At 33.5% G+C, this 22,260-nt stretch carries 25 protein-coding genes and 1 pseudogene; 5 read left to right on the top strand and 21 right to left on the bottom strand.

The window, feature by feature from the left end; genetic code table 11:
- Window positions 1-179: 179 nt before the first annotated feature.
- Both VQL36_RS00990 and VQL36_RS00985 read right to left on the bottom strand, forming a co-directional pair.
- Window positions 180-2,027 carry an SLC13 family permease gene (locus tag VQL36_RS00990; protein ID WP_349247518.1) on the bottom strand — a complete coding sequence of 616 codons (1,848 nt, stop codon included), beginning with the start codon at window positions 2,025-2,027 and terminating at the stop codon, window positions 180-182.
- Window positions 2,028-2,173: 146 nt separating this feature from the next.
- On the bottom strand, window positions 2,174-2,632 hold the full coding sequence (locus VQL36_RS00985) for an SRPBCC family protein (protein WP_349247517.1): 459 nt from the start codon (window positions 2,630-2,632) through the stop codon (window positions 2,174-2,176).
- A gap of 153 nt (window positions 2,633-2,785) precedes the next feature.
- Between VQL36_RS00985 and VQL36_RS00980 the strand changes: the two genes are divergently transcribed.
- Window positions 2,786-3,580 (top strand): helix-turn-helix domain-containing protein, encoded by a 795-nt coding sequence (locus VQL36_RS00980; protein ID WP_349247516.1) that lies wholly within the window; start codon window positions 2,786-2,788, stop codon window positions 3,578-3,580.
- A 72-nt stretch (window positions 3,581-3,652) separates the two neighbouring features.
- Here the strand turns inward: VQL36_RS00980 and VQL36_RS00975 are convergent, their stop codons facing one another.
- The 9 genes from VQL36_RS00975 to VQL36_RS00935 form a co-directional block, all read right to left on the bottom strand.
- A complete protein-coding gene (locus VQL36_RS00975; RefSeq protein WP_349247515.1) occupies window positions 3,653-4,309 on the bottom strand; it encodes a glycosyltransferase in 657 nt (218 codons plus the stop codon).
- Window positions 4,310-4,497: 188 nt separating this feature from the next.
- The gene (locus VQL36_RS00970; protein WP_349247514.1) at window positions 4,498-5,094 is read right to left on the bottom strand and encodes a hypothetical protein; all 597 of its coding nucleotides are present in this window, start codon (window positions 5,092-5,094) and stop codon (window positions 4,498-4,500) included.
- A gap of 32 nt (window positions 5,095-5,126) precedes the next feature.
- Window positions 5,127-5,693, bottom strand: a complete 567-nt coding sequence (locus tag VQL36_RS00965; RefSeq protein ID WP_349247513.1) for a hypothetical protein — start codon at window positions 5,691-5,693, stop codon at window positions 5,127-5,129.
- Window positions 5,694-5,938: 245 nt separating this feature from the next.
- Entirely contained in the window at window positions 5,939-6,322 is a 384-nt protein-coding gene (locus VQL36_RS00960; RefSeq protein ID WP_349247512.1) for an NINE protein, read from the bottom strand.
- A 17-nt stretch (window positions 6,323-6,339) separates the two neighbouring features.
- Entirely contained in the window at window positions 6,340-6,666 is a 327-nt protein-coding gene (locus tag VQL36_RS00955; RefSeq protein ID WP_349247511.1) for a TM2 domain-containing protein, read from the bottom strand.
- A gap of 120 nt (window positions 6,667-6,786) precedes the next feature.
- Window positions 6,787-8,004: an L-2-hydroxyglutarate oxidase gene (gene lhgO / locus VQL36_RS00950; protein WP_349247510.1), complete on the bottom strand. Its 1,218-nt coding sequence runs from the start codon at window positions 8,002-8,004 to the stop codon at window positions 6,787-6,789.
- Window positions 8,005-8,022: 18 nt separating this feature from the next.
- Entirely contained in the window at window positions 8,023-8,952 is a 930-nt protein-coding gene (gene glaH, locus VQL36_RS00945; protein ID WP_349247509.1) for a glutarate dioxygenase GlaH, read from the bottom strand.
- A gap of 222 nt (window positions 8,953-9,174) precedes the next feature.
- Entirely contained in the window at window positions 9,175-9,867 is a 693-nt protein-coding gene (locus tag VQL36_RS00940; protein WP_349247508.1) for a class I SAM-dependent methyltransferase, read from the bottom strand.
- 129 nt (window positions 9,868-9,996) lie between these two features.
- A complete protein-coding gene (locus tag VQL36_RS00935) occupies window positions 9,997-10,320 on the bottom strand; it encodes a DUF3870 domain-containing protein (RefSeq protein WP_349247507.1) in 324 nt (107 codons plus the stop codon).
- Window positions 10,321-10,432: 112 nt separating this feature from the next.
- Between VQL36_RS00935 and VQL36_RS00930 the strand changes: the two genes are divergently transcribed.
- Window positions 10,433-11,122 (top strand): class I SAM-dependent methyltransferase, encoded by a 690-nt coding sequence (locus VQL36_RS00930; protein WP_349247506.1) that lies wholly within the window; start codon window positions 10,433-10,435, stop codon window positions 11,120-11,122.
- A 49-nt stretch (window positions 11,123-11,171) separates the two neighbouring features.
- Here the strand turns inward: VQL36_RS00930 and VQL36_RS00925 are convergent, their stop codons facing one another.
- From VQL36_RS00925 to VQL36_RS00905, 5 genes are all read right to left on the bottom strand, one after another.
- A complete protein-coding gene (locus VQL36_RS00925; RefSeq protein WP_349247505.1) occupies window positions 11,172-11,891 on the bottom strand; it encodes a DUF3600 domain-containing protein in 720 nt (239 codons plus the stop codon).
- On the bottom strand, window positions 11,891-12,466 hold the full coding sequence (locus tag VQL36_RS00920; RefSeq protein ID WP_349247504.1) for a sigma-70 family RNA polymerase sigma factor: 576 nt from the start codon (window positions 12,464-12,466) through the stop codon (window positions 11,891-11,893). Before VQL36_RS00920 ends, VQL36_RS00925 begins: the two co-directional genes overlap by 1 nt.
- 154 nt (window positions 12,467-12,620) lie before the next feature.
- Entirely contained in the window at window positions 12,621-13,778 is a 1,158-nt protein-coding gene (locus tag VQL36_RS00915; RefSeq protein WP_349247503.1) for a GerAB/ArcD/ProY family transporter, read from the bottom strand.
- Between the two features lie 30 nt (window positions 13,779-13,808).
- The gene (locus tag VQL36_RS00910) at window positions 13,809-14,939 is read right to left on the bottom strand and encodes an RNA-guided endonuclease TnpB family protein (RefSeq protein WP_349247502.1); all 1,131 of its coding nucleotides are present in this window, start codon (window positions 14,937-14,939) and stop codon (window positions 13,809-13,811) included.
- A complete protein-coding gene (locus tag VQL36_RS00905; RefSeq protein ID WP_349247501.1) occupies window positions 14,917-15,543 on the bottom strand; it encodes an IS607 family transposase in 627 nt (208 codons plus the stop codon). The genes VQL36_RS00910 and VQL36_RS00905 overlap by 23 nt, the downstream gene beginning before the upstream one ends.
- Window positions 15,544-15,844: 301 nt before the next feature.
- Here VQL36_RS00905 and VQL36_RS00900 point away from each other — a divergent pair, with 301 nt between their 5' ends.
- Window positions 15,845-16,138: a HesB/YadR/YfhF family protein gene (locus VQL36_RS00900; RefSeq protein WP_349247500.1), complete on the top strand. Its 294-nt coding sequence runs from the start codon at window positions 15,845-15,847 to the stop codon at window positions 16,136-16,138.
- Window positions 16,139-16,159: 21 nt separating this feature from the next.
- On the top strand, window positions 16,160-16,366 hold the full coding sequence (locus VQL36_RS00895; protein ID WP_349247499.1) for a hypothetical protein: 207 nt from the start codon (window positions 16,160-16,162) through the stop codon (window positions 16,364-16,366).
- A gap of 76 nt (window positions 16,367-16,442) precedes the next feature.
- On the opposite strand, the pseudogene VQL36_RS00890 reads toward VQL36_RS00895, so the two are convergent.
- The 5 genes and pseudogenes from VQL36_RS00890 to VQL36_RS00870 all read right to left on the bottom strand — a co-directional run.
- Window positions 16,443-16,594: pseudogene (locus tag VQL36_RS00890) on the bottom strand (penicillin acylase family protein); the annotation flags it as partial.
- 30 nt (window positions 16,595-16,624) lie between these two features.
- Window positions 16,625-18,055 carry a DHA2 family efflux MFS transporter permease subunit gene (locus VQL36_RS00885; protein ID WP_413789548.1) on the bottom strand — a complete coding sequence of 477 codons (1,431 nt, stop codon included), beginning with the start codon at window positions 18,053-18,055 and terminating at the stop codon, window positions 16,625-16,627.
- Between the two features lie 298 nt (window positions 18,056-18,353).
- Window positions 18,354-19,316 carry an alpha/beta hydrolase gene (locus VQL36_RS00880; protein WP_349247497.1) on the bottom strand — a complete coding sequence of 321 codons (963 nt, stop codon included), beginning with the start codon at window positions 19,314-19,316 and terminating at the stop codon, window positions 18,354-18,356.
- A 311-nt stretch (window positions 19,317-19,627) separates the two neighbouring features.
- Window positions 19,628-20,338, bottom strand: a complete 711-nt coding sequence (locus VQL36_RS00875; protein WP_349251090.1) for a DNA alkylation repair protein — start codon at window positions 20,336-20,338, stop codon at window positions 19,628-19,630.
- A gap of 84 nt (window positions 20,339-20,422) precedes the next feature.
- A complete protein-coding gene (locus VQL36_RS00870; RefSeq protein ID WP_349247496.1) occupies window positions 20,423-21,292 on the bottom strand; it encodes an MBL fold metallo-hydrolase in 870 nt (289 codons plus the stop codon).
- A gap of 203 nt (window positions 21,293-21,495) precedes the next feature.
- On the opposite strand from VQL36_RS00870, the gene VQL36_RS00865 reads away from it, so the two are divergent.
- Window positions 21,496-22,203: a pseudouridine synthase gene (locus VQL36_RS00865; RefSeq protein WP_349247495.1), complete on the top strand. Its 708-nt coding sequence runs from the start codon at window positions 21,496-21,498 to the stop codon at window positions 22,201-22,203.
- Window positions 22,204-22,260: the final 57 nt, after the last annotated feature.

Here is a 22,260-nt window from a genome sequence, read left to right as displayed (position 1 = left end):
ACAATGATTTTTTCGATTATTGACAACACCTCCCTACAACTGTAGTCCGTAAATACATACTACATCTGTAATCTATGTTTGTCAATAGAAATGATAAAAAAAAATGCTCATACAACTAAATTACCCTTAAACCCTTAGAATGGGGAATTGCCTTCAACAAGAATGGATGTGTTATTATTTTAGAATGGAAACAGCAGTGGTATCATGATGAGCATTACTATACCGAGAACTAGTTGTAATGGAACACCCACTTTCACATAATCAGAAAAAGAATATCCACCTGCAGTCATCACTAAAGCATTTGTAGGTGAAGCAACTGGAGTAGCAAATGCCATGCTGGCAGATATGGCAACAGCCATTAAAAAAGGATAAGGACTAACACCTATATTAATGCCAGTTGTGATTGCGATGGGAGCAAATATAACTGCTGTAGCTGTATTACTTATAAATTGGCTTAATAACATCGTAATTAGATAGAACCCAATGAACAGAGGATACGTTCCTAATTCACCGATTGTAGATAACAATCCATCCGATATGTATTTAATACCTCCTGTTTTTTCTAATGCTGTAGCCATTGGTAACATCGCAGCTAACAATACGACTGCCTCCCAATTTACTTGCTGATATGCTTCTGAAATGGATTTAATACATCCTGTTATGATCATCAAAAATGCAGAAATCATGACAGCAACTACAGTGGGTACTATTTCTAATATCATCATAGAAAGCATAAAGAGCATAATGGTTGCCGCAATCGGTGCCTTTCCTTTGCCATAAGCAGCTTTTGCTTCATTAGAAACATCTGCTCCACTAATTACGTCTAACTTCTCACTTGCTAATAACTCGATATCATCCCAATCGCCATGAACCAATAAAGCGTCACCAAGATTCAACTTAACGTCTTTTATATTAGAAACAATGAACTTTCCTTTTTTGTTTATGGCTACTACGTTGCAATGGTATTTTTCTCTAAAGTGCAAATCAGCTATAGTTTTATTTTGAAACTTAGAATGAGGGGGGATAAAAAATTCCAATAGTCCGAATTTTTTAGAGACGAGTTCTTCTTGTAATATCCTATTATCTTTACTTGCATGTTCAAGATTATAGTCAGAAATAAACTGATTAACTACTTGCCCATCACCAAATAAAAGTAAACAATCATTTTCTTGCAAAATGGTGTTAGAGTAAGGGGACAGTTGTTTTTGTCCCAATCCAATAAAACGTCCGTTTATTCTACGGTGAATTTCAACCACAGTGATTTTATATTTTTCAGAAAGTTTAATATCAGCTAAATTTTGACTCACAATATTAGAAGTGCTGGTAACACGAACATAATGAAGTTTATTCTGCAACTCATAAAAACTAATTAGTTCATTAGAGGATAAAGAGGATTGTGCATTTCGACGAGTTTGACGGTTCGGCAACAACTTATTCCTTGTAACTAAAAGAAATAGCCCCCCAACAATTAATGCCACTAATCCTAACGGTGTAAAATCAAAAAAAGATAGCGGTTCATAGTTGTATTCTAATAATACCTCACTAATGACGATATTAGGAGGTGTCCCAATTAAAGTCATCATCCCGCCTAAACTACTTGCAAACGCAAGTGGAATTAAAAACTGAGATGGGTTTGCTTTCATTTCCATACAAATACTTAAAACAACGGGCAACAAAACGGCAACAGTACCTGTATTACTTAAAAATCCACTAAAACCACCCACAACGATAATAATAATGATAAAAAGCTTCCACTGGCTTTCTCCAGCTAATCTAAGTAACTGTTTGCCAATTTGCTTGGCTAATCCTGTATTAAATATTCCTGCTCCAACAATAAATAAACTAGCGATCATAATGACAATAGAGTTGGAGAAACCTGCTAAAATTTCATTCGTGGTTAGGATGCCTGTAATAAATAATAACAATAGTGATCCTACCGCTACGATATCCGCTCTTACTTTACCACTTATAAAAAATAGGGTAGCGATGATTAGTATAATAAAGGTGGAAAGCATTTCTACTGACATATCTACACCCCACTAAAATGATTTTGTTCTAATATCTTAAGAAGGAACGAGTGAACTACATCCCGTCCCTTACACCATTTCAATATTTTTCCTTAAACATTTTTATTTATTCTTGTTTACTTCATAAGATAAACTCTGTCCCGGCTCTACCAACCAAAGTCTAATACGTTCCCCGTTTCTGTCACTGTTTTTATATTACTAAGAATCATCCACCAATGTTGCTCCGTATTTTCATAAGCAGGGTGGTTAGCTGTCCACTGATCATTCACCAATGTCAATTTTGTACATTTACCAACTGACTCCAATGTAAAAGTAACTCTTGACTCGAGCTCTTCATGATTGGCATGATAAGAAGAACCAGGGTGTTCCATATAACTAAACACTTTATTAGGCTCAAATGCTAATACCTCTCCATACACATGGATTGTTTCGTCCCCTTCTTTACCAGGTCCTACATACGATAACGAATCCCCTTTTTTAAAGGTGGATTTTATCACACATCCAAAAAAAGTTTTACGAGTGCCTTCTGGTGATATTAAAGTATTCCAAACTTCCTCTGGCTGAGCATCAATGTAAAATTCATATTTAAGTTTAAGATTATTCATAGTTCATCCTCCATATTTAAAAAGTTTTATTTGTTTAACATTACTAAAATAATTATAATTGTTAATAAAATGAAAGTATTGTAAAAACACGACAAGTTCATTTTTAATGATTAGACATACAAACCTTTAAAGGAATAAAAAGGAGAACAATATATGAATTCAAATGTAACTAATAAAAGTATGGGGGTTTTGAAGTTAAACGATAGAGATAAAAGTTATCACCTCTCACGTTATACTCCTTCATTAGAAACTAGTTTTTTCATAAAACACTTTTGGAGAGTTAAATGGGATTTAACAGATAAAGAACCATTTTGGCAAGATGTCATTCCGAATCCTTGCGTTAATTTAGTCATTGAAAAAAATAAAACTGGGATATTTGGACCTGCAAAAAATATGTTCTCCTATCCTGTAAAAGGAAAGGGGTGTGTTTTTGGAGTCAAATTCAAACCAGGAGGGTTTTATCCTTTTATTAAACAATCAGTTTCTGATTTAATCGACCATCCTATGGACGTTCAGAATGTATTCGCTATTGATTCTCGGACACTTGAGAAAGCTGTTCTGTCCCTTCCTAATGAAGAAAAAATGGTTGAATACTTAGAAAGTGTCATTTGTGAAAAACTACCTAAAAAAGATGAGAATGTAAGATTTATAAATGAAATCATCGATGTAATAATTGAAAACAAAGAAATTACGAAAGTAGATCATGTTTGTGAACAGATTCGCATAAATAAAAGAAAGTTACAGAGAATATTCCAACAATATGTAGGAGTCAGCCCTAAATGGGTGATTAAACTTTACCGCCTTCAAAATGCAGCTGAAATGATTGACCATAATTTAAATCATGACTGGTTGAAACTATCGATGGATCTTGGCTATTATGATCAATCTCACTTTATAAAAGATTTCAAAAACATCATTGGTAAAACACCTGATGAATATGCTCGCTGATATAAACAATTCATTATTATCAAAAAAAACGACCTCTAAGCTTTAAACTAGAAGCCGCACAATAATTTTGATTTACTTAAACTGCTCTGGAAACTGTTTAATGATCCCTTCTGAAAGAGTATCAGCCAGTTTAATAATATGATCTTCACCTACGTCGAATGCATCAATATCTGCCTCCCAATCCTTTTCCAGCCTAGCAACCGTTTCATCCCTTGTTAATTCCAAATGCAAGTAAAGTAAATCTTGCAATTCTTCCTCTGACCAATTTGGATTTGCCTTACTTAAAAAACTGGCAATATCATCGGCGTTTTTAAACCATGCCGTATTTTGTTTTTCATATTCAACTTCATCTTCTCTTAAAGCTGCATCAATAATGTTACCTGCGATCAAAATATGATCAATCAGCAGTTTAGTCAGTTCTTCACCAGCTTCGTCCCCATAGTAAGGTTTGATTGCATTACCAATGTCCGTTTGATTTTGTAATAATCTCTCTAATGCTTTTTCTTTATCATCTAAGCCAGCAAGTTTGCTGATGATCACATTTCTTGTCCACCATGTGTGATCTATCCAAAGTCTTCTAAGTTCAAATTTTAAATCTACAACTTCTTGACTATAACAATCCTGTTGAGCATTTTCAGTTCCTTCTGCACTTGCTTGTAAAGGCGTCGATAAAATAGTGAAAAAGATGATAACCACTATTATTTTGGTAATCATACTTCCTTTAACCATTTGTCCAATCTTACCTCCTTTTATTGTCATATTTAAATGTATTTTCTTATTTATTTTGGATCATTCCAGTTTTTTCATACTTTATTTTTTAAAAAAACTAAAAACGCTTAGACAACAGAACAGTTGTCCAAACGTTTTTTTCATTTTTTCTAATTCAATCATTAATTTTGGTTCAAAGTTTTCTTTCTTCAATTTAAAGCATTTAAAACAATTTTATGAAGTACAAAATATGCGATAAGAAGAGATCCCATATTTGCAAAAATATGAATAATAAATATTTTATTTAATTTACGTGTTTTTTGAATCGAATCTATTATAGACCTGCAGTCCATATAGTATTTATTGGGATTTATTTCTTTAATATAAACATCAATTTGATTTGGTAAATCAATGGATGAATCAATCCAAAGGTTTTCACTAATAAATATATGTATTTGATCTGTTTTTGGATTATACCATTCTGCTTTAATTTTGTAAGGTGATTGACCTGTGCTCGTATTCCACGATCCATGACCTTTTAGTGTAATACTATAGTTAATAAACGCTTCTTTCACATCTGCTTTAATATGGATTCCATTTGATAGAAAATAGCTTGCTTTTGTTTTTTTAATAAGCTTTATGATTGTTGGTATCATGAAAGCAACCATTGCTGAAACAATAAAAAGAAACCCCATCTTCACCATGAGTTCAGACACATTAAATAGTTCTGGATTTTCCATTCCAAAACCAAAGTCTATTAAAATAATTCCTGCTAAAATCAACGTAACTACATTAAGTTTTAACAACTTGAAATCCTCCTATTTTATTTAGAGTTTGTTCATACTCCAAATGCAGAAGTAAGTTTAAAGTACATATAGATGAGTATACCAAAACCCAAAATCATAGGAATAATTGCGCTCTTACCCATTTTAGGCATTGTTAATGCAGAATCTCCTAAGAACCTACAATCCATATAGTATTTTTTAGGATTAAGTTCATCAATGTAAACATCAATTTGACTTGGTAAATCAATGGATGAATCAATCCAAAGGTTTTCACTAGTAAAAATATGTATTTGATTCGTCCTTGGATTGCACCATTCCGCTTTTATTTTATAAGGTGATTGACCTGTGCTGGTGTTCCACGATCCATAACCTTTTAGCTTAATGCTATAGTTAATAAACACTCCTTCCACATCTGCTTTAATACTTGTTCCATTGGTTAGGAAGTAATTCATTTTCATTTTTTTTACCATTTTTAAGATCGATGGAGCAATGAAAATTACTACCCCAGCAACTATAAACATAAAGCCCATTTTCATAAAGGATGATTGTATTGGACCTTCTGCAAATTTAATAAATATTATTCCTGATAATATAGCCATAATTGCCATATATTTACTCAATATGAACCCCTCCTATATACTGGTTTTATTTTCCCTTAATATTAGATTGGGAGTTGATGTAGATGAAAAATCCAGTGAAAAACTTCAAGATGTGATTCTAGTAACATGATTGCTGGACGCACGGAACAATTGGGGATATTGGGGATATTGGGGATAAATACATAAAGTTTATCTAGCTCTTTATAAAGAACATTTGGACAACATCATAGCTATCCAAATGTTATATGCGATAAAAATATTTGACATCAACCTCTACCATTTGAAATCTCATATATAATAGTTTGCTCAATGTCGTCATTTAACTTGGTTATTCTTGAATTAAGGAAAAAAGCATCAATCCAACTCCAAACAACAGAACCTATCAAAAAAAATATAGAAACAGCAAAAAATATTCCTGAAATATTTGAACCAACTAAAAGGATGATGGTAATTAATGGTAATATTGTAGTTGTAAGCATCACACTTGCATATTTGTAATCTTCAGTAAAAAACCGATGAGCCCCAAAAAATGATAATCCTGCCCATAAACCCCAAGCCGCTTCTTTACTCTTCACCTTTTTTAGCATTTCTGATTCCAAAAAGGCTAGTTCTTCAAGTGTAAGATCTTTTTTGCTTAATTTCTGATTCAATCTTTCACCTTCTTTGCTTAAACACTTACAGCAGAATTTTGTTCTGCATCTTTATATAATCGTATTTCAGAGATTAAATCATTTTCAATATTTTCATTAGTAGTTTTTATCATACCATTTAGTAGAAATAGGTCTATAAATGTCCATATTCCCAATCCTCCGAGTGTCAATAACATTGCAACTGCCGTACCTGTTTTTCCTAAATAAAACCGATGCCCCCCTATTCCTCCAGTAAAGAACCATAATAACCAAGTTACACCAGATGACTTTTGTTTCTTTAACATTTCTGAATTTAATAGTTGTAAATCTTCTGAAGTTAGTCCTTGCTTCTGTAAAATTGCCATAAAATTATCCTCCTAAATTAAAACATCATATCAATTATATCCTAAAACATAAAAATTAGAAGGAAGATGTTTACATATTATTATTTATATTTACAATTTTCTACTTATTTTTAATTAAATTTATGGCTTGCTCATAAATATTTCAGATGATTCTGCTTCTGGTACTTGTACGGCAATCTTGCTTCCAATTGGAAAACAAGCAGTAGCTGCAGGGGAAGGTGCATTACACACATGAATACTTCTTTTTCCACTTACAATAAAAAAATCATCCACTAACTTACCATTGGATTGTAATGCTTGCGCTCTAACTCCAGAAGGTGCGGGTTCTAAATCATTTTCTTGAATCGAAGGAATTAATTCTTGTAAACTTTTCACAAAAGCTTTTTTACTATAGGAGCGCCACATCTCTTTCGCACCCTCCTGCCAATACTTTACTGCGAGCTTCCAGAACCCTCTAAATCTCATAACTTCTGAAAAATCTTTCAAATCGAAATCTGTTTTTCGATAACCTTCTCTTTTTAAGCTAAGCACCGCATTTGGTCCCGCTTCTACTCCTCCATTCACCATTCGAGTAAAATGAACGCCTAGAAATGGAAAGTCTGGGTTAGGAACAGGATAAATTAAATTTTTTACCAGGTAGTGTTTCTCAGGTTTTAATTCATAATATTCTCCACGAAAAGGAACAATTTGCAAGTCTGGTTTTAAACCTGTCATTTTTGTAAGTCGATCACTATGCAGACCCCCGCAATTTACAACAAAACTTGTATTAAACTCCTTCTCATTAGTGATGATTTCTACTTTTTGCTCATATTCTAGGATATCTATTACTTCTGTATTTAACAACATTTCTGCACCATGGTTTTTAAGCAATAAAACTAAAGTTTCACATACTTGTTTATAATCTACGATCCCTGCTTGTGGTACTTTGATAGCCTGTAAACCCTCAACATAAGGTTCCTCCTCTTTTAATTGATCAGGTCCAATCATGGAAATGTCCAGTCCGTTGGCTATTCCACGATCATATAAGTATTTCATGAGTGGTAGCTCCGCTTCCTTCGTTGCCACAATCACTTTCCCACAAGGATCATAGTTAATATCATATTTTTCACAAAAGTCTTTCATTTGTTGACTGCCTGCTTTTGCAAACTTAGCCTTTAAGCTCCCAGGTTGATAATAAATTCCTGAATGGATGACTCCACTATTATTCCCAGTTTGATGTTTTGCCCATTGATTTTCTTTTTCTATGACTCTTAACCTAGCATGAGGAAATCGCTCGCTTAAAGCATATGCAGTAGATAACCCCACAATCCCTCCACCTATGATCGTAATATCGTCCATATTACCTCCTAAAAATATTTATACTAACGCAAAATAACCTCTAATTCTCATTAACTCACGATGTAATTTTGGATTTTTTTCAAAAGCTGCTCTACCATGAAGCCAGAATGTATTATTGACCATAACCAAATCACCTACTGGAAGTGGCAAAGCAACTGTAGATTCACTATTCTCCATAGATTGAGAAAAATCTTTTAAATAGGCAGCTTGCTCCAACGTTGCTGGATAAGCAAATTGATCGATAAAACAAACACAAGGTTTTCCATTTTGCTCATAAAAAGTTTGATTGTAAACTGATTTATTCACATTTTTGCTGGATGGGGCTTTGTATTCTATACGACATGTAGCTAATGGATGTGTAGAAAACTTCTCTAAGTCTTCCCAATCGTCTAAATGCAATAAACGTGATTCCCCGCCTACTGCATTTTCTTCAGCAAACTTCATCATCAATAACCAATCTGTAGGTTCTTCAAAAAATGTCCCATCTGTGTGAAGTGTAAAGAGTCTATAAGCTTGTCGTAGATATGAATCACTATTGTCGGTATCTTTAACTGTAAAACGAGCATAGTACTTGCCTGACATATCATCAAAGTTAACCCCACCTAACAAATGCGTAAGTGCGGTTGCAAATAAAACATACTGTTCATGTTCTAGTGTTTGCTGCTGCATACCCATCGTAAAGCCACCTGAATTACGATCATGTAAAATTCCGCGAATCGTTTTAGAAAAAGATTCTCCTAACACACTTTGTAAAGATTGAGCTATAACCAATCTCATATATGGAACATATTCAAGTTGTTGAACATTTACATTTTGGTTATCTGAAAAAAAGGCATTTAATCGTTCATTATTTATTTCAATATGATACAAACGTCGATGATCAGAGTGCTCCTTTACTTCAAAAGTATCATACTTCCCTATAAATAATTTTAAATTTTCTTTTATCATACGTTATCTCCTCCTCTAAATTAATTAAAAAAGCCAACTATACCATAACAAAAAAACGAAATGGTATAACTGGCTATAGTCTACTTACGGCTTCAGTGACTTGAAGTCCGATAAACTTTTCAGTTAAAAACTACCTTTATTAAAATCCCTATTACCGATGCTGAAAGGGGCTGCCTTCCTACAAGTAATTTAAGTTTAGTTTATTTACTTTTCAAAAAATTGTCAATCCTTTTTTCGTTGGTTTTTATTGACCAGTATAAACACCCACATGAATGTAAGGGATTGTTTTAACTCAATTGATAAATCTTTAACTAATTCTTCTTTAACCCCTTTTTTATATACACCATGTCCATCAAGTAATTCCCAATCGTTTTCTTGAGCCAGCCTAGCAAATTCCCACGGCATCATTGTATTGCAAATCACATTTTTACCATTCAATCTTGAGAAGCTATGCTGCCTTGGATGAGCGGTAGGCCCTAAAATACCTATACATAGTATTCCATTGGGCTTTAGAACTCTTTGTAATTCTAATAACGTTTCTCTAGGATGCTCTGTCCATTCGATGCAATTTATAGACATCAAACCATCAAATGTATGATTTGCAAAAGGAAGTTTAACAGCATCTGCTTGAAGAAATGCGAGTTGACCATCTATACTTCGTTTGTTGGCAATTTCGATCATTTCCCGAGAAATATCCATGCCAATAACTTTATAGTTTTCTTTCATTAATTTATAAGAGCCATAACCATCGCCACAGCCAATATCTGCAATATAACTTCCTCTTGTCATATATTTTTTTAAAAATGGAATGATCGTTTTCCGACTTCCTTCTTCCCACATATGCTGACTACTTTCATTCCAGTCGCTCGCCTTCTGACCCCATGTCTGTTTTGCTTGCTCATGCCAATCTCCCATTCTGACCTCCATTTTTTTGTTAATTTTTTGTTTACATTTAAATATACATTGTCCTCTCACATATGTATGCATATATATTCTCATTATTTCAGCATCTTATAAGTGAAATTTCTTTTTAGAGGGTTATGATTAGATCATTGATTTGTTATTAATTAATAAATATTGCTTATGAGCATCTTTTACCGCAGAAATAAGTGCAGACTGTGCCTTACCGTAGTAGTGTTTTTCAATTCGATGAATGATCGGTTCAGTCCCTTCCATCAAACTATACCCTTTTAACAACTGACCAAAAAAATGCTGTGCATGACCTGTAGCTAATGTACAAGAAGCATCTATAATCACCCAATATTTTTTATCTGCTTCAATCGTAACCGTCAGTGTTTGATGCAATTCACTTGCTGCCATCCCCTGTGGTAGTTTTGCATGACCAGCTAACATGACTGTCTTGTTCATATCCAATCCTCCGAATTTTTACATTTATTTAATTATACACTCTCTTGACCTTTACGTAACGTAAACAATTACAATCTAGAAAAACAAACAAAAATAAGAGGTGACTATTACTATGCCAAACCATACTGAAATTTACAAACATAAAGCAGAAACATATTACAAATTAATATCAAAACAAAACAATCTAGTGTACACCATTGAAAAAATACGACCTATTAAAGGGTTAGATATTGTTGATCTTGGAGCAGGTACAGGTAGACTGGCTTCTGTACTAGCAGAGGAAGCAAAATCAATTATTGCACTTGACGCTTCTCAAGAAATGTTAAATATAACGAAGAAAAGACTAAAGAAAGCGGGATTCACAAATTGGAAAACAATCGTTTCAGATCTTCGAAAACTCCCTCTTCAAGATCAAAGCGCTGATCTCGTCGTAGCAGGGTGGAGCATTTGTTATTTAGGAAGTGAAAACAATCCATATTGGGAGCAAGATATTTATAAAGTGATAAAAGAAATGAAACGAGTATTGAGAAGCAATGGAACAATCATCATATTTGAAACACATGGTACGGGTGTAACATCTCCTGCACCTCCAGATTTTTTGAAGAAATATTATACTGCTTTAGTTGACGATTATGGTTTTTCACATCAATGTATTAGACTTGATTATACTTTTGATCATATTAACCAGGCCGAGGAGCTAACACGTTTTTTCTTTGGGAATGATTTAGCGGATAAAGTAGTGAGAGAGAATCTTGTACAGTTACCTGAATGTGCGAGGTTTTGTGGTTGTAAATATAATTAATTTAGATGTATCCCTTCCCTCTATAACATTAGGAAGGAATACACTATTATTATTGGTTTATATTGACGCTTTGCTGTTGTTGTTTTTCATTTACATAAGTCATAAAGTCTCTTGCTTTTAGGAATTCATCTTGTAAATCCTCAGGTATCATTTCAATAGTTATCCTACCTTTATTTGTATCTGCTTGACTCTGGGCTTTGATTTTTTCATAAGTGATCAGTGATTCAATATATAATTCATATTCCTCTGGAGTTAATACTTCGTAAGTCGACGGCTGTCCATTTAACTTATCAAAATAGGGCTGAATTTCCATTAACGCCATTTTAATTTTCAACATTTCTTCCTGAGGTACCTGGTCATAATCAATATTTCCATATTTATTGGAATACTCAAGTTTAGCATCTGTTATAACGCTTAATATTTCCTTAAACTGATCGTATTTTTCTTTTCCTAAATCCCCTTTTGCCTGTGATAGTTTTGCATTAAAAAGTAAAAAACTTTCCATCGTTGCTGTTGTTATATGTTTTTTTACATTTTCAAATGATCCGTACAATTCATCTGCTAAAAAAGTTTGATAAGCAAATGCACTTGTTGGAATAATCAATAGAGCAATTAAAACGCTAACTAATAAACGTTTTTTCATTCTACGACTTCCTTTCTCATGTGTCCGTGAAATTTCAATCATTACCTTCGTTTTTAATTGTGGTTTAGGGATCAGGCTCTCCCCTTTATTCTGTAGAGCTTCTCTTAATCTGTTTTCAAGATTCATCATACATTCCCCACTTTTCTTAAAATATCGCCATAGTGCTGCCCTTTTTGACGTAGCTTCTTTAAAGCCGCATGAATTCTAGACTTCACTGTCCCAAGAGGAATTTCTAAAATGCTAGCTACCTCTTCCTGCGAATATTCATTTAAATAGTGAAGGATCACAACTTGTTTGAGTTTATACGGTAAGTCATTTACTGAATTTAGAAGTTTCTCGTTGAATTGCCTATCAACGATTTCATTTGAAAAATCATGTTCAGTTGTTTGAGCATAAACCTCTGCTTTTTTTACATTACGAAAATGCATCCATCTTTTACGTCTATAAGTACGGATTTGCCTCATCATAATACCCAAGATCCATGGCTTAAACGGTCTATCCCTATCATATTTACGAAGAGAACAATACACCTGTACATAAGTATCCTGCACTACATCATCCACATCATCTTTGTCATCTAATAAAAAATATACGTTACTATACACATTCTGAATGGTTTTTTCGTAAAGCTCTGCATAAGCTTGCGTATTGCCAGAAAGTGTACGATCAATGAGCTCATTGTATTCCCTTTCTTCCTCCACACCGGCATCCTCCCTCATGTATATACACTATATATTGGTAACAAATAAATATTTCGTTCGATTTTTTTAAAATCATTATCTTCTATACTAAAAAACACCATATCAATTTCATGGTGTTTTTGCATTTTGTAATTCATTATTTTCCATAGAAGGTTCACTGAGACTCTCTTTTCTTTCTCATCATAATTCGTAAAGGAAATACCAGAATAGATAACAATAACCACAAGTTAATAAATCCAGCTAATGGATATAAAACAGAAACAAGAGATGAAAACCCAAAGGCTGTTAAGGGAATCATAAATAATAGTATCAACACAACGAATACCCAAATCGATACTTTAAACTTCTCTTTTAATCTAGCTGTTAACCCATATATTCCTGACGCAGCCGTTGTATAAATAGCTGTTAATAGAAAAAGTGACATGAAAATGGTCATCATACTAGGAAGATAATCTAAAATAGCATACAGAGGAATCTCATACGTGTTGAGATCTACAGGTACCTTTAAAAGGGATTGATTATAAATAAAACAAATGAATCCTAACACTACTCCACTTCCAATACTAGCAATCGTTGCCTCACCTTTAGTTTTCATTTTATTTCCGATCACAGCTAGTACTGCAATGATAGGAAGTATATTAAATGCTGTAAAGGTAAATGCGGACAACCACTTTTGTTGCAATCCAATGGGATCAATGAAAGGTTCATTTAATCGAAAAATAAATAAAAATAATGTAACGATTAATCCAAGAATAAGAATAGGGAAGATATAAAAATTAACAACCATTAATCCTTTGAAACCCCACACAAATTGAAAAGCTAGAAGTATGGCAAATAGGAGTATACCAATCCAATATGGAATATGAAAAGCTTCTAACACTGCTCCGCCACCAGCCGTCATAACTACCGTTGTAGCAAACAAGTAAAACACAATTAACACATCATAAAAAGAGGATAACTTTTTCCCAATAAGCTTATGTAACACAGGTAGAAAATTCCCTGTCTTTTCTTCAAAGCTAATATTCAATACGACATAACAACTGATTGAAAAAATAATAGTAAATAAAAAAATAGATAACTCACTTTGTTCTCCAAAAAATTGCCACACCTCTTGTCCGGAGGAAAATCCAGCCCCCATCATAACTCCAATAATTAGAGACATCCATTTCAATCCTGAATTCCACATGAAGTTAACCGTTGCCAAAACCTTATAAAACTCTATAAAGTCATGTTTATTTCCCTGTTCATCGTGTCCGATTTTGCCATGGCTACTCTCGTTTGATATAACACATCCAAGGGCGTAAATTCCCATACAACGAATGGTACACATCAACGATATCTTTTAAAGTGATATTACGCTGATTTGTTGATAGTTTGATAGATTCAGACTTGCATTATAGTCTCGATCTATCACCAAACCACATGAATTACATTGGTATGTACGATCTGATAGTTTAAGGTCTTTTTTTACTTCTCCACAACAACTACATGTCTTAGAAGATGGATACCATTTATCAGCGAGTATTAATTCAATTCCATAAAACTTACATTTGTACTCCATTTGTTTTTTAAACTCATGTAAACATTGTTTTGCAATCGCTTTGGATAAATGTTTGTTTTTCATCATGCCTTTAATATTCAAATCTTCCATAACAACTTTAGATGGCTTGGTTTTCACGATCTCATTCGTTGTTTGATGCAAATAATTGTTTCTTATATTTGCTAATTTACGGTGTACTAACTTTATTTTCTTTTCGAGTTTTATAATGTTGCATGTTTTGACGAAACGGTTTCCCTCCTTATTCATTTCATATTTTTTTGATAGGGTGCGTTGCAACCTACGCAACTTCTTTTCCATCTTTTTGATTCTTTTTGTTTTGTTTATATTTTTAAACGTCATTCCATTACTACATACAGCTAAATCTTTAATACCTACATCAACACCGATAACTTCATCTGTTAATTCAATTTTCGATTGTTCTTCTTCCACTCCAACGGATAAATACCAGTACTTTCCGTCAAAACTTACTCTAGGGTTCATGTATTTCACTTCCATCGGAATTTGTTCAGTTGTGTTAACCCATCCTACCTTTTCGATCAACACTTTCATTGGCTTTACTTTCAACTTTTCCGTGTCATTGTAAAACGATGGTTTACTTTTACGTCTGCTCTTAAACTTTGGTTTGTCAGCCAGACCTTTAAAGAAACGTTTATAAGCATTACAAGCATCTTTAACAGCTTGTTTAGCCACGTTATTTGACACTTCATTTAGCCATTGCAACTCAGTTTTCTTTAATTGGGTTAGTTCTTTCCTCAACGTACCATCTAAGATAAACTTCCCACCGTTGTTGTAGTTTTCTTCTTGTCTTGCCAATGTCCAGTTGTAGATGAATCTTGCTGTACCAACGGATTGCCAAAGCTTCTGCTCTTGCTCTTCATTCGGCTTGATTCTAATTTTCTTGGCTAGGATCATCTTCAACTAACTCCTTAATCATTTTCTTAGCTTTGTTGGCTCTTTTACCTTGAAGTCTGCAACTAAACACAGTCACAATTTGAATTAAATCCTCAACTAATTCTTGTTCTTCGGTTTTTTCCGTGTGATCTATAATTTCAATTGTTGTTCCATATTTGTCACATAGATTTTCTATTAATTCAAAACCAAATCGAATTAAACGATCTTTATAAAGGATGACTACTTTCTCTACTTCTGAATTCGTAATCTTATCTATGAGTTGATTTAATCCCTTTTTATTGTAGTTAATCCCACTGCCAATATCAGAAATGATTTCAAATTGATAACCTTTTGCTAACATATAGGTTCTTACGTTTTCTATCTGTCTTTCAAGATCATCTTTTTGCTTATGGGAGGACACTCTACAATAACCTATGACTTTTTTGTTTAATTGCTTTTCTCCTTTAATACCTAAGAAGTGATTAAGTTGTTCTTGAGAATAATATCGATAACCACTAACTGACACGTGATCAGGCTTAAATTTTCCTTGTTTATCCCAATTTCGCAATGTATCCTTTGTTTTTCCAATTAACTTTGCAAATTGGCCTATTGAGTAATATTTCAAATCTATCAACTCCTTATCCTAATTATACCAACTATAGTATAAAAAAGATAAAAAGTTTTATAGACTTTCATAATTGTTATTTAACTGTTATTACCCCCCTATTAGAAAGATTCTAAACCTAATCTTAATTTATGAAACTCTACTAAACTATTTCTACATTACCATAAATTATTCCATCACATGGCAATTTCATTTATATGTTTTTGAATAGATTACCAAGTAAAAAGGCTTTAATTACATTGCATTTGCAACTATTCTTTGACATAATTAAATTACTATTTAATAGAAAGGGAGATGCAAGATGAATCTGACAGTCACTCCTATAGCTGCAAATCATTTTAAAGATGAGTTCCAATTACAACAAGGTGATTATGTACATTTTTTTGTTAAGTATGGTGGACACAGTGTGATTCAAACTAGCTTTTCTCTTGGTATTTCCCACGATAAACCTGAAAAAATAGGAGCTTCAGTGGAAATAGACAATGTGACCTATTATGTAGAAGAAAGCGACTTATGGTATTTTGAAGGACATCAGTTGCAGGTAGATTTTAATAAACAAAACGAAGAGATTGAATATAACTATCATAAAGAATGAAAACCTTAAGGAGTACACAGCATGGTAAATGAAGCATCAGATAATCAATTAAAAGATCAACCAAAAAAGAAAGTAAGTTTACAAGACGCAATTAAACAAAAGCTTCAAAACTCCAAACAAGTCCATTCCCAAAACAATGCTGTAAAAAACAGAGGAAATCAAACCCAAAAACTAACAAGTCAACAAACTAAAAAAATAAATAATCAGCGTAAGCGAATGGGTGTATAAGTACTTAGAAAGCCCCTGCCTCACCACATTGAAGCAGGGGCTGCTCTCTATCCCTTTTTCTATTTTAGCCGAACAATTCTGAAATAATTGGTCCATGACGCGTTTCAATGACTTGATAATCAATCATTTCTTTCCTTTTACATAGATGGACTCTTCAATGATTTCCGCCTGTTCCCATTTTCCTTTATACTCAAATTCATACTCGTTATCTGGATTCCTTCTTTCAATTAAGCAGATTTAGATTACCTTCGAGAATGGTTACAGTGATTTTGTTTTTTTAATAAATATACCTAAAGCAAGTGCAACGATTCCAAAAAATACACCTACTAAAAATGAAATATGAAAACCATAAATTTGAGCTTCAATCAATTCAACTGGATTAGCAGGATCTGAAGATGATTCCATATAATCTGTTGCCCCTGAAGTCATAATGCTAATAAACAAAGCAGTACCAATAGCCCCAGATACTTGTTGCATTGTATTCATGATTGCTGTTCCATGAGCATATAAGTTTTTTGGTAGCTGATTTAAACCTGTAGTCTGTGCTGGCATCATGACCATTGCAATGGAGATCATCATTAAAACATGTAAAAATATAACATATCCACTCGTCCATGTGGATTCAATTTGAGAAAATAAATATATAGATACACTAAACAAGATTAATCCTGGTATAACCAATACTTTTGGACCAAATTTATCAAAAACAACCCCTGAAATCGGTGCTAAGATACCATTGATAATTCCTCCAGGCATCAAAATTAAGCCTGCTGTAAGGGCTGAAACTCCTAAAATATTAATTAAAAATAAAGGTAACATGATGATCGTTGAAAATAAACTCATCAATATGATTAACATTAAAACGATGACGAGTGAAAACATCGGATACCTAAATGCTTGTAAGTTCAACATAGGCTCTTTCATGTGTAGTTGCTTCCAAACAAAAAGAATTAAAGCAATGACTCCTACAGTAATACTCCAATATACTATTGGATCAGTCCATGAACCTTCACCAACACTGCTAAATCCAAAAACAATTCCACCAAATCCTATTGTAGAAAGTATGATGGAAATGATATCTACTTTAGGTCTCGTTAACTTAGATACATTCTTCAAATAAGCACTTGCAAATAAAATGGAAAATACGGCTAAAGGAATAACAAGATAAAATAACCATCTCCAATTAAAGGTATCAATAATTAAACCAGAAAGTGCAGGACCAATCGCAGGAGCTGACATGATTACAAGTCCAATCATTCCCATTGCTGCTCCTCGGTTATCAGGTGGAAATATGATTAATATTGTATTCATTAAAACAGGCATCATGAGTCCCGTGCCTAACGCTTGTATGACACGACCGACTAGTAAAATTCCAAAAACAGGTGAGATGGAGCAAACGATCGTTCCAATTACAAATAGTGTCATAGCTCCAAAAAACATTTGCCTTGTTGTAAACCATTGCTGCAGCAAGGCTGTTACGGGTACTAAAATTCCCACTACTAACATATATGCAGTCGCTAACCATTGAACGGTGGACGCACTAATCTTAAATTCAATCATTAGATCAGGAAAAGCAATATTCAGTAACGTTTCATTTAAGATCATTACAAATGCCCCAATAAGCAAGGCTACTAGGATAGGGCCTCTCTTAAAATTATTTAAATCTAATTCTTTTTCATTCGAATATATAGTTTCACTTACGTTGGTCAAAATGATACCTCCTACTTTTTTGTTAGTCATTAGAGTTCTTACAATTTATTGCAGATTCATTTAAGACTGTAACTATCTTACTTCTATTCTTTATATACCCATAGACACTTTAGTGTAGATTTTCCAATATGAAAGTGTAAGCTATTCACTTAGCAGAGCACCAACTACATTCAGATGAGTAATGTATTATCTTAATTCAAAAATTGAAAAAAGAGACTTCTCAAAAGTTTGGACAACTTATGAGAAGTCTATATTAATATTTTCTATGTTATTATTCTTAAATTTTTAATGCACGTAATAATGCATTTAAATTATTCTCGTTTTCGCGTTTCGCATGATATGCACCTGGCACCGATAAGCCTTGATGGTGATAGCCAGGGTATAAATGCAATTCGACTGGCACGCCGTCATACATTAGTTTTTTTGCAAAATCAAGCGTTTCATCGGCAAATAATTCAATCGAACCTACACATAAATATGTGTTAGGTAAACCTTTAAAAGTCTTTGCTCTAGCGGGGGAATAATATTCTGAAATGCCTTCAGTTCCAGGTTCTTGTTTAAGAACAGACTTCCACCCAAAATAATTGATGGCATGATTGAAAAAGTATTCACCATTAAATGGATGAGCCTCTTTAATAGCCGTACGATCATCTAACATCGGTACGGATAATCGCAGATGATGAATATTAAATTCCTGACGATCACGAATAAATAGTGCCAGTCCGCCAGCTAATCCAGATCCAGCACTTACACCAGCAACAGCGACTTTCTCAGTATCAATATTTAATTCTTTAGCGTGGTCTATACACCATTTAATTCCTGAATAACAATCATGCAATTGAGCTGGTTGGGAAAATTCAGGGGCTAAACGATAGTCTACGGAGACACCGATAAAATGATAGTGATGTGCTAAAAATGCATGTGTTTCATTATCTAACTCTGGACCACCAACAATCATACCACCGCCATGCATAGAATAAATGAATGGATTTAGTTTCTTAACTTTATTTTGAGGTTTTGTAATTACCAACCTTACTTTAGAATCATCAAATATATTATCAATCCAAACTTCTTCTATTTCTACATCATAATGCTCTTTCACATCAGAAGAGAAAAACGCTTTCATTTGTTCCCGTACTTCTAAATAATTTTCTGGTGTTAAACCCATACTGCCCATTTCATCTATAATACCTCGTATTTCCGGATCAATTAAATGTTCACTTCGTTTAACCGCTTCCATAATACACCTCCAAAGTTAATATTTTTCTTATACCTATTTAAATTTTATACACAAAGCTCCAGTGTTCATAAGTATCAACGTCCTATCGTAAATCACCATTTTTTTTACGACTATAATTATCTTACTTTCATTCTCTATAAACCCAAAGACACTTTAGTGTTGTTTTTATAACATCCAATAGGAGTTTTGTTCCAATACGAAAAAAAGCTGGATTAGTCTGTAAAATTAAAGACACCCAGCTTTTACACTATTCTTATTTTGATATAAACGGTTTTTTAACGAATCGTCTATTTCTTTGTTTAAAAAATGTTTTAACAAATACACGATTTTCGTTTCTTACCAATCGCTTCTCTACTCTCTATTTTTTTAATATACTCTGTAGCAAGTGGGACTTTACAAGCCGTTTTTCCCATATTGACTTTTACTTTCCCAATCACTTCTGCAATACGTTTTGCTTTTTCAGTCAGAGGTGGATAATAAGCTCCTACTGAAATAACAAACCCATTCATGACATAACGAACACGATTTCTTTCCTCATGAATAGAATGCTCCACTTTTTCTAAGAGTTTCTTTACTTCTGTCCCATCAATTTGTTCGTCTGGGGTGATGGATAAGTAATTAGAATAAACACTCCAGCCCGCGGTAGCTATCATTTCACTGTCTGAGGACATCCACTCTCGAGCTAATTCTAATGCATATGGAGATTCAGCCGCTACCTGTGCAACTGTATATTCGCTTAACATATACCAGTTAGCATGTTCAACCCACCGCTGCAGTTGTTCTTTTGACATTTGTTTCGGGTCAACAGATAAACCAGCCAAATACATCGCATCGCTATTACCAGATTCATATAATTTCAAAGCCAAGTCTTTATCCTTTTTCACTTTTTTCATCAGATGTTTTTTTAGGTCACCAACTTTTACACCAAATAAAGGTTCGACCGCTCCATGGTTCTTAAAGATTTTTTTGGTTTGTTCATTTCCAAGCTCTTCAAGTTTGGACATTACTTCTTCATAAGAAATCAACTTAACCCCTCCCCTTCATTATTTTCATATATTATTTATTCTATTATTTTGCTAAGAATCCCTACAATTCACAGCTATATATTATTGCTGCATTTGATAACCATTCACAAAGAACTCAATCGTTTCAAGTTCTTCATCATTCAGTTCACGCTCCATTTGTTTTGTATATGCATCCTTTATGCTCTCTTTATCACCTTTGTAAAGTTCGGTATGTTTGGCTAATGATCTTAAAAGATGAACTTCCTGATTGAACTCTTTTTTCGAGATCGCTGTCCCATGTGAATAAACATAGGTTTCCGCTTCAAATGTTTCCAATACTTCCAACAATGCTAATGTTCTTTTGATGGTATAGTTTGTTTTCTTTGAAAAGATATCTGGATAAATACAATCTCCCAGAAACAAAACCTTTTCTTCTTTTATAAACACTATCACAGAATCTGCTGCGTGATCTCCTCCAACATGTTGTAATACACAGCTCTCTCCACCAAGATCTATTTCAAGTTTATTTTTAAATGTCATAGTGGGTAAAGTAATCGTAATATCTCTATGATTTACGAACTCTTTTTTTATGGCGTTTGCACAAAATTCAATTTCTGTCCCTTCTTTTACTCTTTGATCAATCGCTTCATCTGACCATGAGAGAGGAATTAATTTCTCCATCTCCTCTTTTGTCTCTTTTGAAGAAATAGAAACAGTGTTAGTCAATGACGAAAGACCAAATATATGATCCCAGTGCCAGTGAGTTATGACTACAATATCAGGTTTAGATATTTGTTTTTTTGAAAGCTCGTTTAGAAAATATTGGGTATGTGCATCTGAGTTTCCTGCATCAATCATCAATGTCTTCTTATCTCCAACAATCATCCCTAGAATCGGTCGGTCCGTTTCTGAGACTGGTGTCATATAGTAGAATCTCTTTCCTATTTGTTTAATCTTTTGTACAGTTTGCATTGAATCCCACTCCTAGTTGTTATCATCATTACAAATAATACACATACTTTCTTATCATCAACCTCTTACCTCTTTATATTCAACAATTTTACCATTTGGATATTTTTAAATAAAGGTTTTTGATTTTGATGAAACCTTGAAAACAGAATGATATTTGGGGTATTCTTAAAGCTATAACTTTCTAAATTAAGGATGTCGTTAACATGCGTATAAATAAATATATTAGTGAAACTGGAAAAGCATCTAGACGTGGAGCAGACAAGCTTATTCGTGAAAGAAAAGTCACTATCAATGGCAAAGTTGCTGAAATAGGCAGTCAAGTCGAGCCTGGAGATGAGGTTGTCGTAAGTGGAGAGCCTATCCGAATTGCTAGGAATAACGTCTATATCGCCCTAAATAAGCCACCAGGAATTACAAGTACCACAGAAAAAGGTGTAAAAGGGAATATCATTGATCTGGTTAATCACCCTTTAAGAATTTTTAATATCGGGCGACTTGATAAAGATTCAGATGGTTTAATCCTTCTTACAAACGATGGAGATATTGTAAATGAGATATTACGTGTAGAAAATAAACACGAAAAGGAATATGTAGTTTCAGTAGACAAGTCCATTACCCCTGAGTTCCTAAAAAAGATGTCGGAAGGAGTTAAAATTTTAGGTACAAAAACACTTCCTTGTGAAGTTAAACAGCTAACGAAGTTTGAGTTTCAAATTATATTAACACAAGGATTAAATCGTCAAATACGCCGAATGTGTGAAGTTTTAGGTTACGAAGTTTACAGACTACAGCGAACTAGAATCATGAATATTCATTTAGGAAATCTCCCTTTAGGTCAGTGGAGAGATTTAACAAAAAAAGAAAAGAATCGGTTATTCCAGGATCTGAATTATGAGCCTAGAGAATGGTGAGTTAAAGATTACTGCATTTAAAGAAAAATAGTACCGCTCCTTTTTAGAGCGGTACTT

The organism is Chengkuizengella sp. SCS-71B (genome assembly GCF_040100845.1).
GTDB lineage: Bacteria > Bacillota > Bacilli > Paenibacillales > KCTC-33759 > Chengkuizengella.
The sequence above is the reverse complement of the archived record's forward strand: the minus strand, read 5'-3'. Positions and strand labels throughout refer to the sequence as shown.

Bases quoted from the DNA above. Each gene is read 5' to 3' on its own strand.
- VQL36_RS00990 (WP_349247518.1), bottom strand. From the start codon at position 2,027: ATGTCAGTAGAAATGCTTTCCACCTTTATTATACTAATCATCGCTACC.
- VQL36_RS00985 (WP_349247517.1), bottom strand. From the start codon at position 2,632: ATGAATAATCTTAAACTTAAATATGAATTTTACATTGATGCTCAGCCA.
- VQL36_RS00980 (WP_349247516.1), top strand. From the start codon at position 2,786: ATGAATTCAAATGTAACTAATAAAAGTATGGGGGTTTTGAAGTTAAAC.
- VQL36_RS00975 (WP_349247515.1), bottom strand. From the start codon at position 4,309: ATGGTTAAAGGAAGTATGATTACCAAAATAATAGTGGTTATCATCTTT.
- VQL36_RS00955 (WP_349247511.1), bottom strand. From the start codon at position 6,666: ATGGCAATTTTACAGAAGCAAGGACTAACTTCAGAAGATTTACAACTA.
- lhgO (WP_349247510.1), bottom strand. From the start codon at position 8,004: ATGGACGATATTACGATCATAGGTGGAGGGATTGTGGGGTTATCTACT.
- glaH (WP_349247509.1), bottom strand. From the start codon at position 8,952: ATGATAAAAGAAAATTTAAAATTATTTATAGGGAAGTATGATACTTTT.
- VQL36_RS00940 (WP_349247508.1), bottom strand. From the start codon at position 9,867: ATGGGAGATTGGCATGAGCAAGCAAAACAGACATGGGGTCAGAAGGCG.
- VQL36_RS00935 (WP_349247507.1), bottom strand. From the start codon at position 10,320: ATGAACAAGACAGTCATGTTAGCTGGTCATGCAAAACTACCACAGGGG.
- VQL36_RS00930 (WP_349247506.1), top strand. From the start codon at position 10,433: ATGCCAAACCATACTGAAATTTACAAACATAAAGCAGAAACATATTAC.
- VQL36_RS00925 (WP_349247505.1), bottom strand. From the start codon at position 11,891: ATGAATCTTGAAAACAGATTAAGAGAAGCTCTACAGAATAAAGGGGAG.
- VQL36_RS00915 (WP_349247503.1), bottom strand. From the start codon at position 13,778: ATGGGAATTTACGCCCTTGGATGTGTTATATCAAACGAGAGTAGCCAT.
- VQL36_RS00910 (WP_349247502.1), bottom strand. From the start codon at position 14,939: ATGATCCTAGCCAAGAAAATTAGAATCAAGCCGAATGAAGAGCAAGAG.
- VQL36_RS00900 (WP_349247500.1), top strand. From the start codon at position 15,845: ATGAATCTGACAGTCACTCCTATAGCTGCAAATCATTTTAAAGATGAG.
- VQL36_RS00895 (WP_349247499.1), top strand. From the start codon at position 16,160: ATGGTAAATGAAGCATCAGATAATCAATTAAAAGATCAACCAAAAAAG.
- VQL36_RS00880 (WP_349247497.1), bottom strand. From the start codon at position 19,316: ATGGAAGCGGTTAAACGAAGTGAACATTTAATTGATCCGGAAATACGA.
- VQL36_RS00870 (WP_349247496.1), bottom strand. From the start codon at position 21,292: ATGCAAACTGTACAAAAGATTAAACAAATAGGAAAGAGATTCTACTAT.
- VQL36_RS00865 (WP_349247495.1), top strand. From the start codon at position 21,496: ATGCGTATAAATAAATATATTAGTGAAACTGGAAAAGCATCTAGACGT.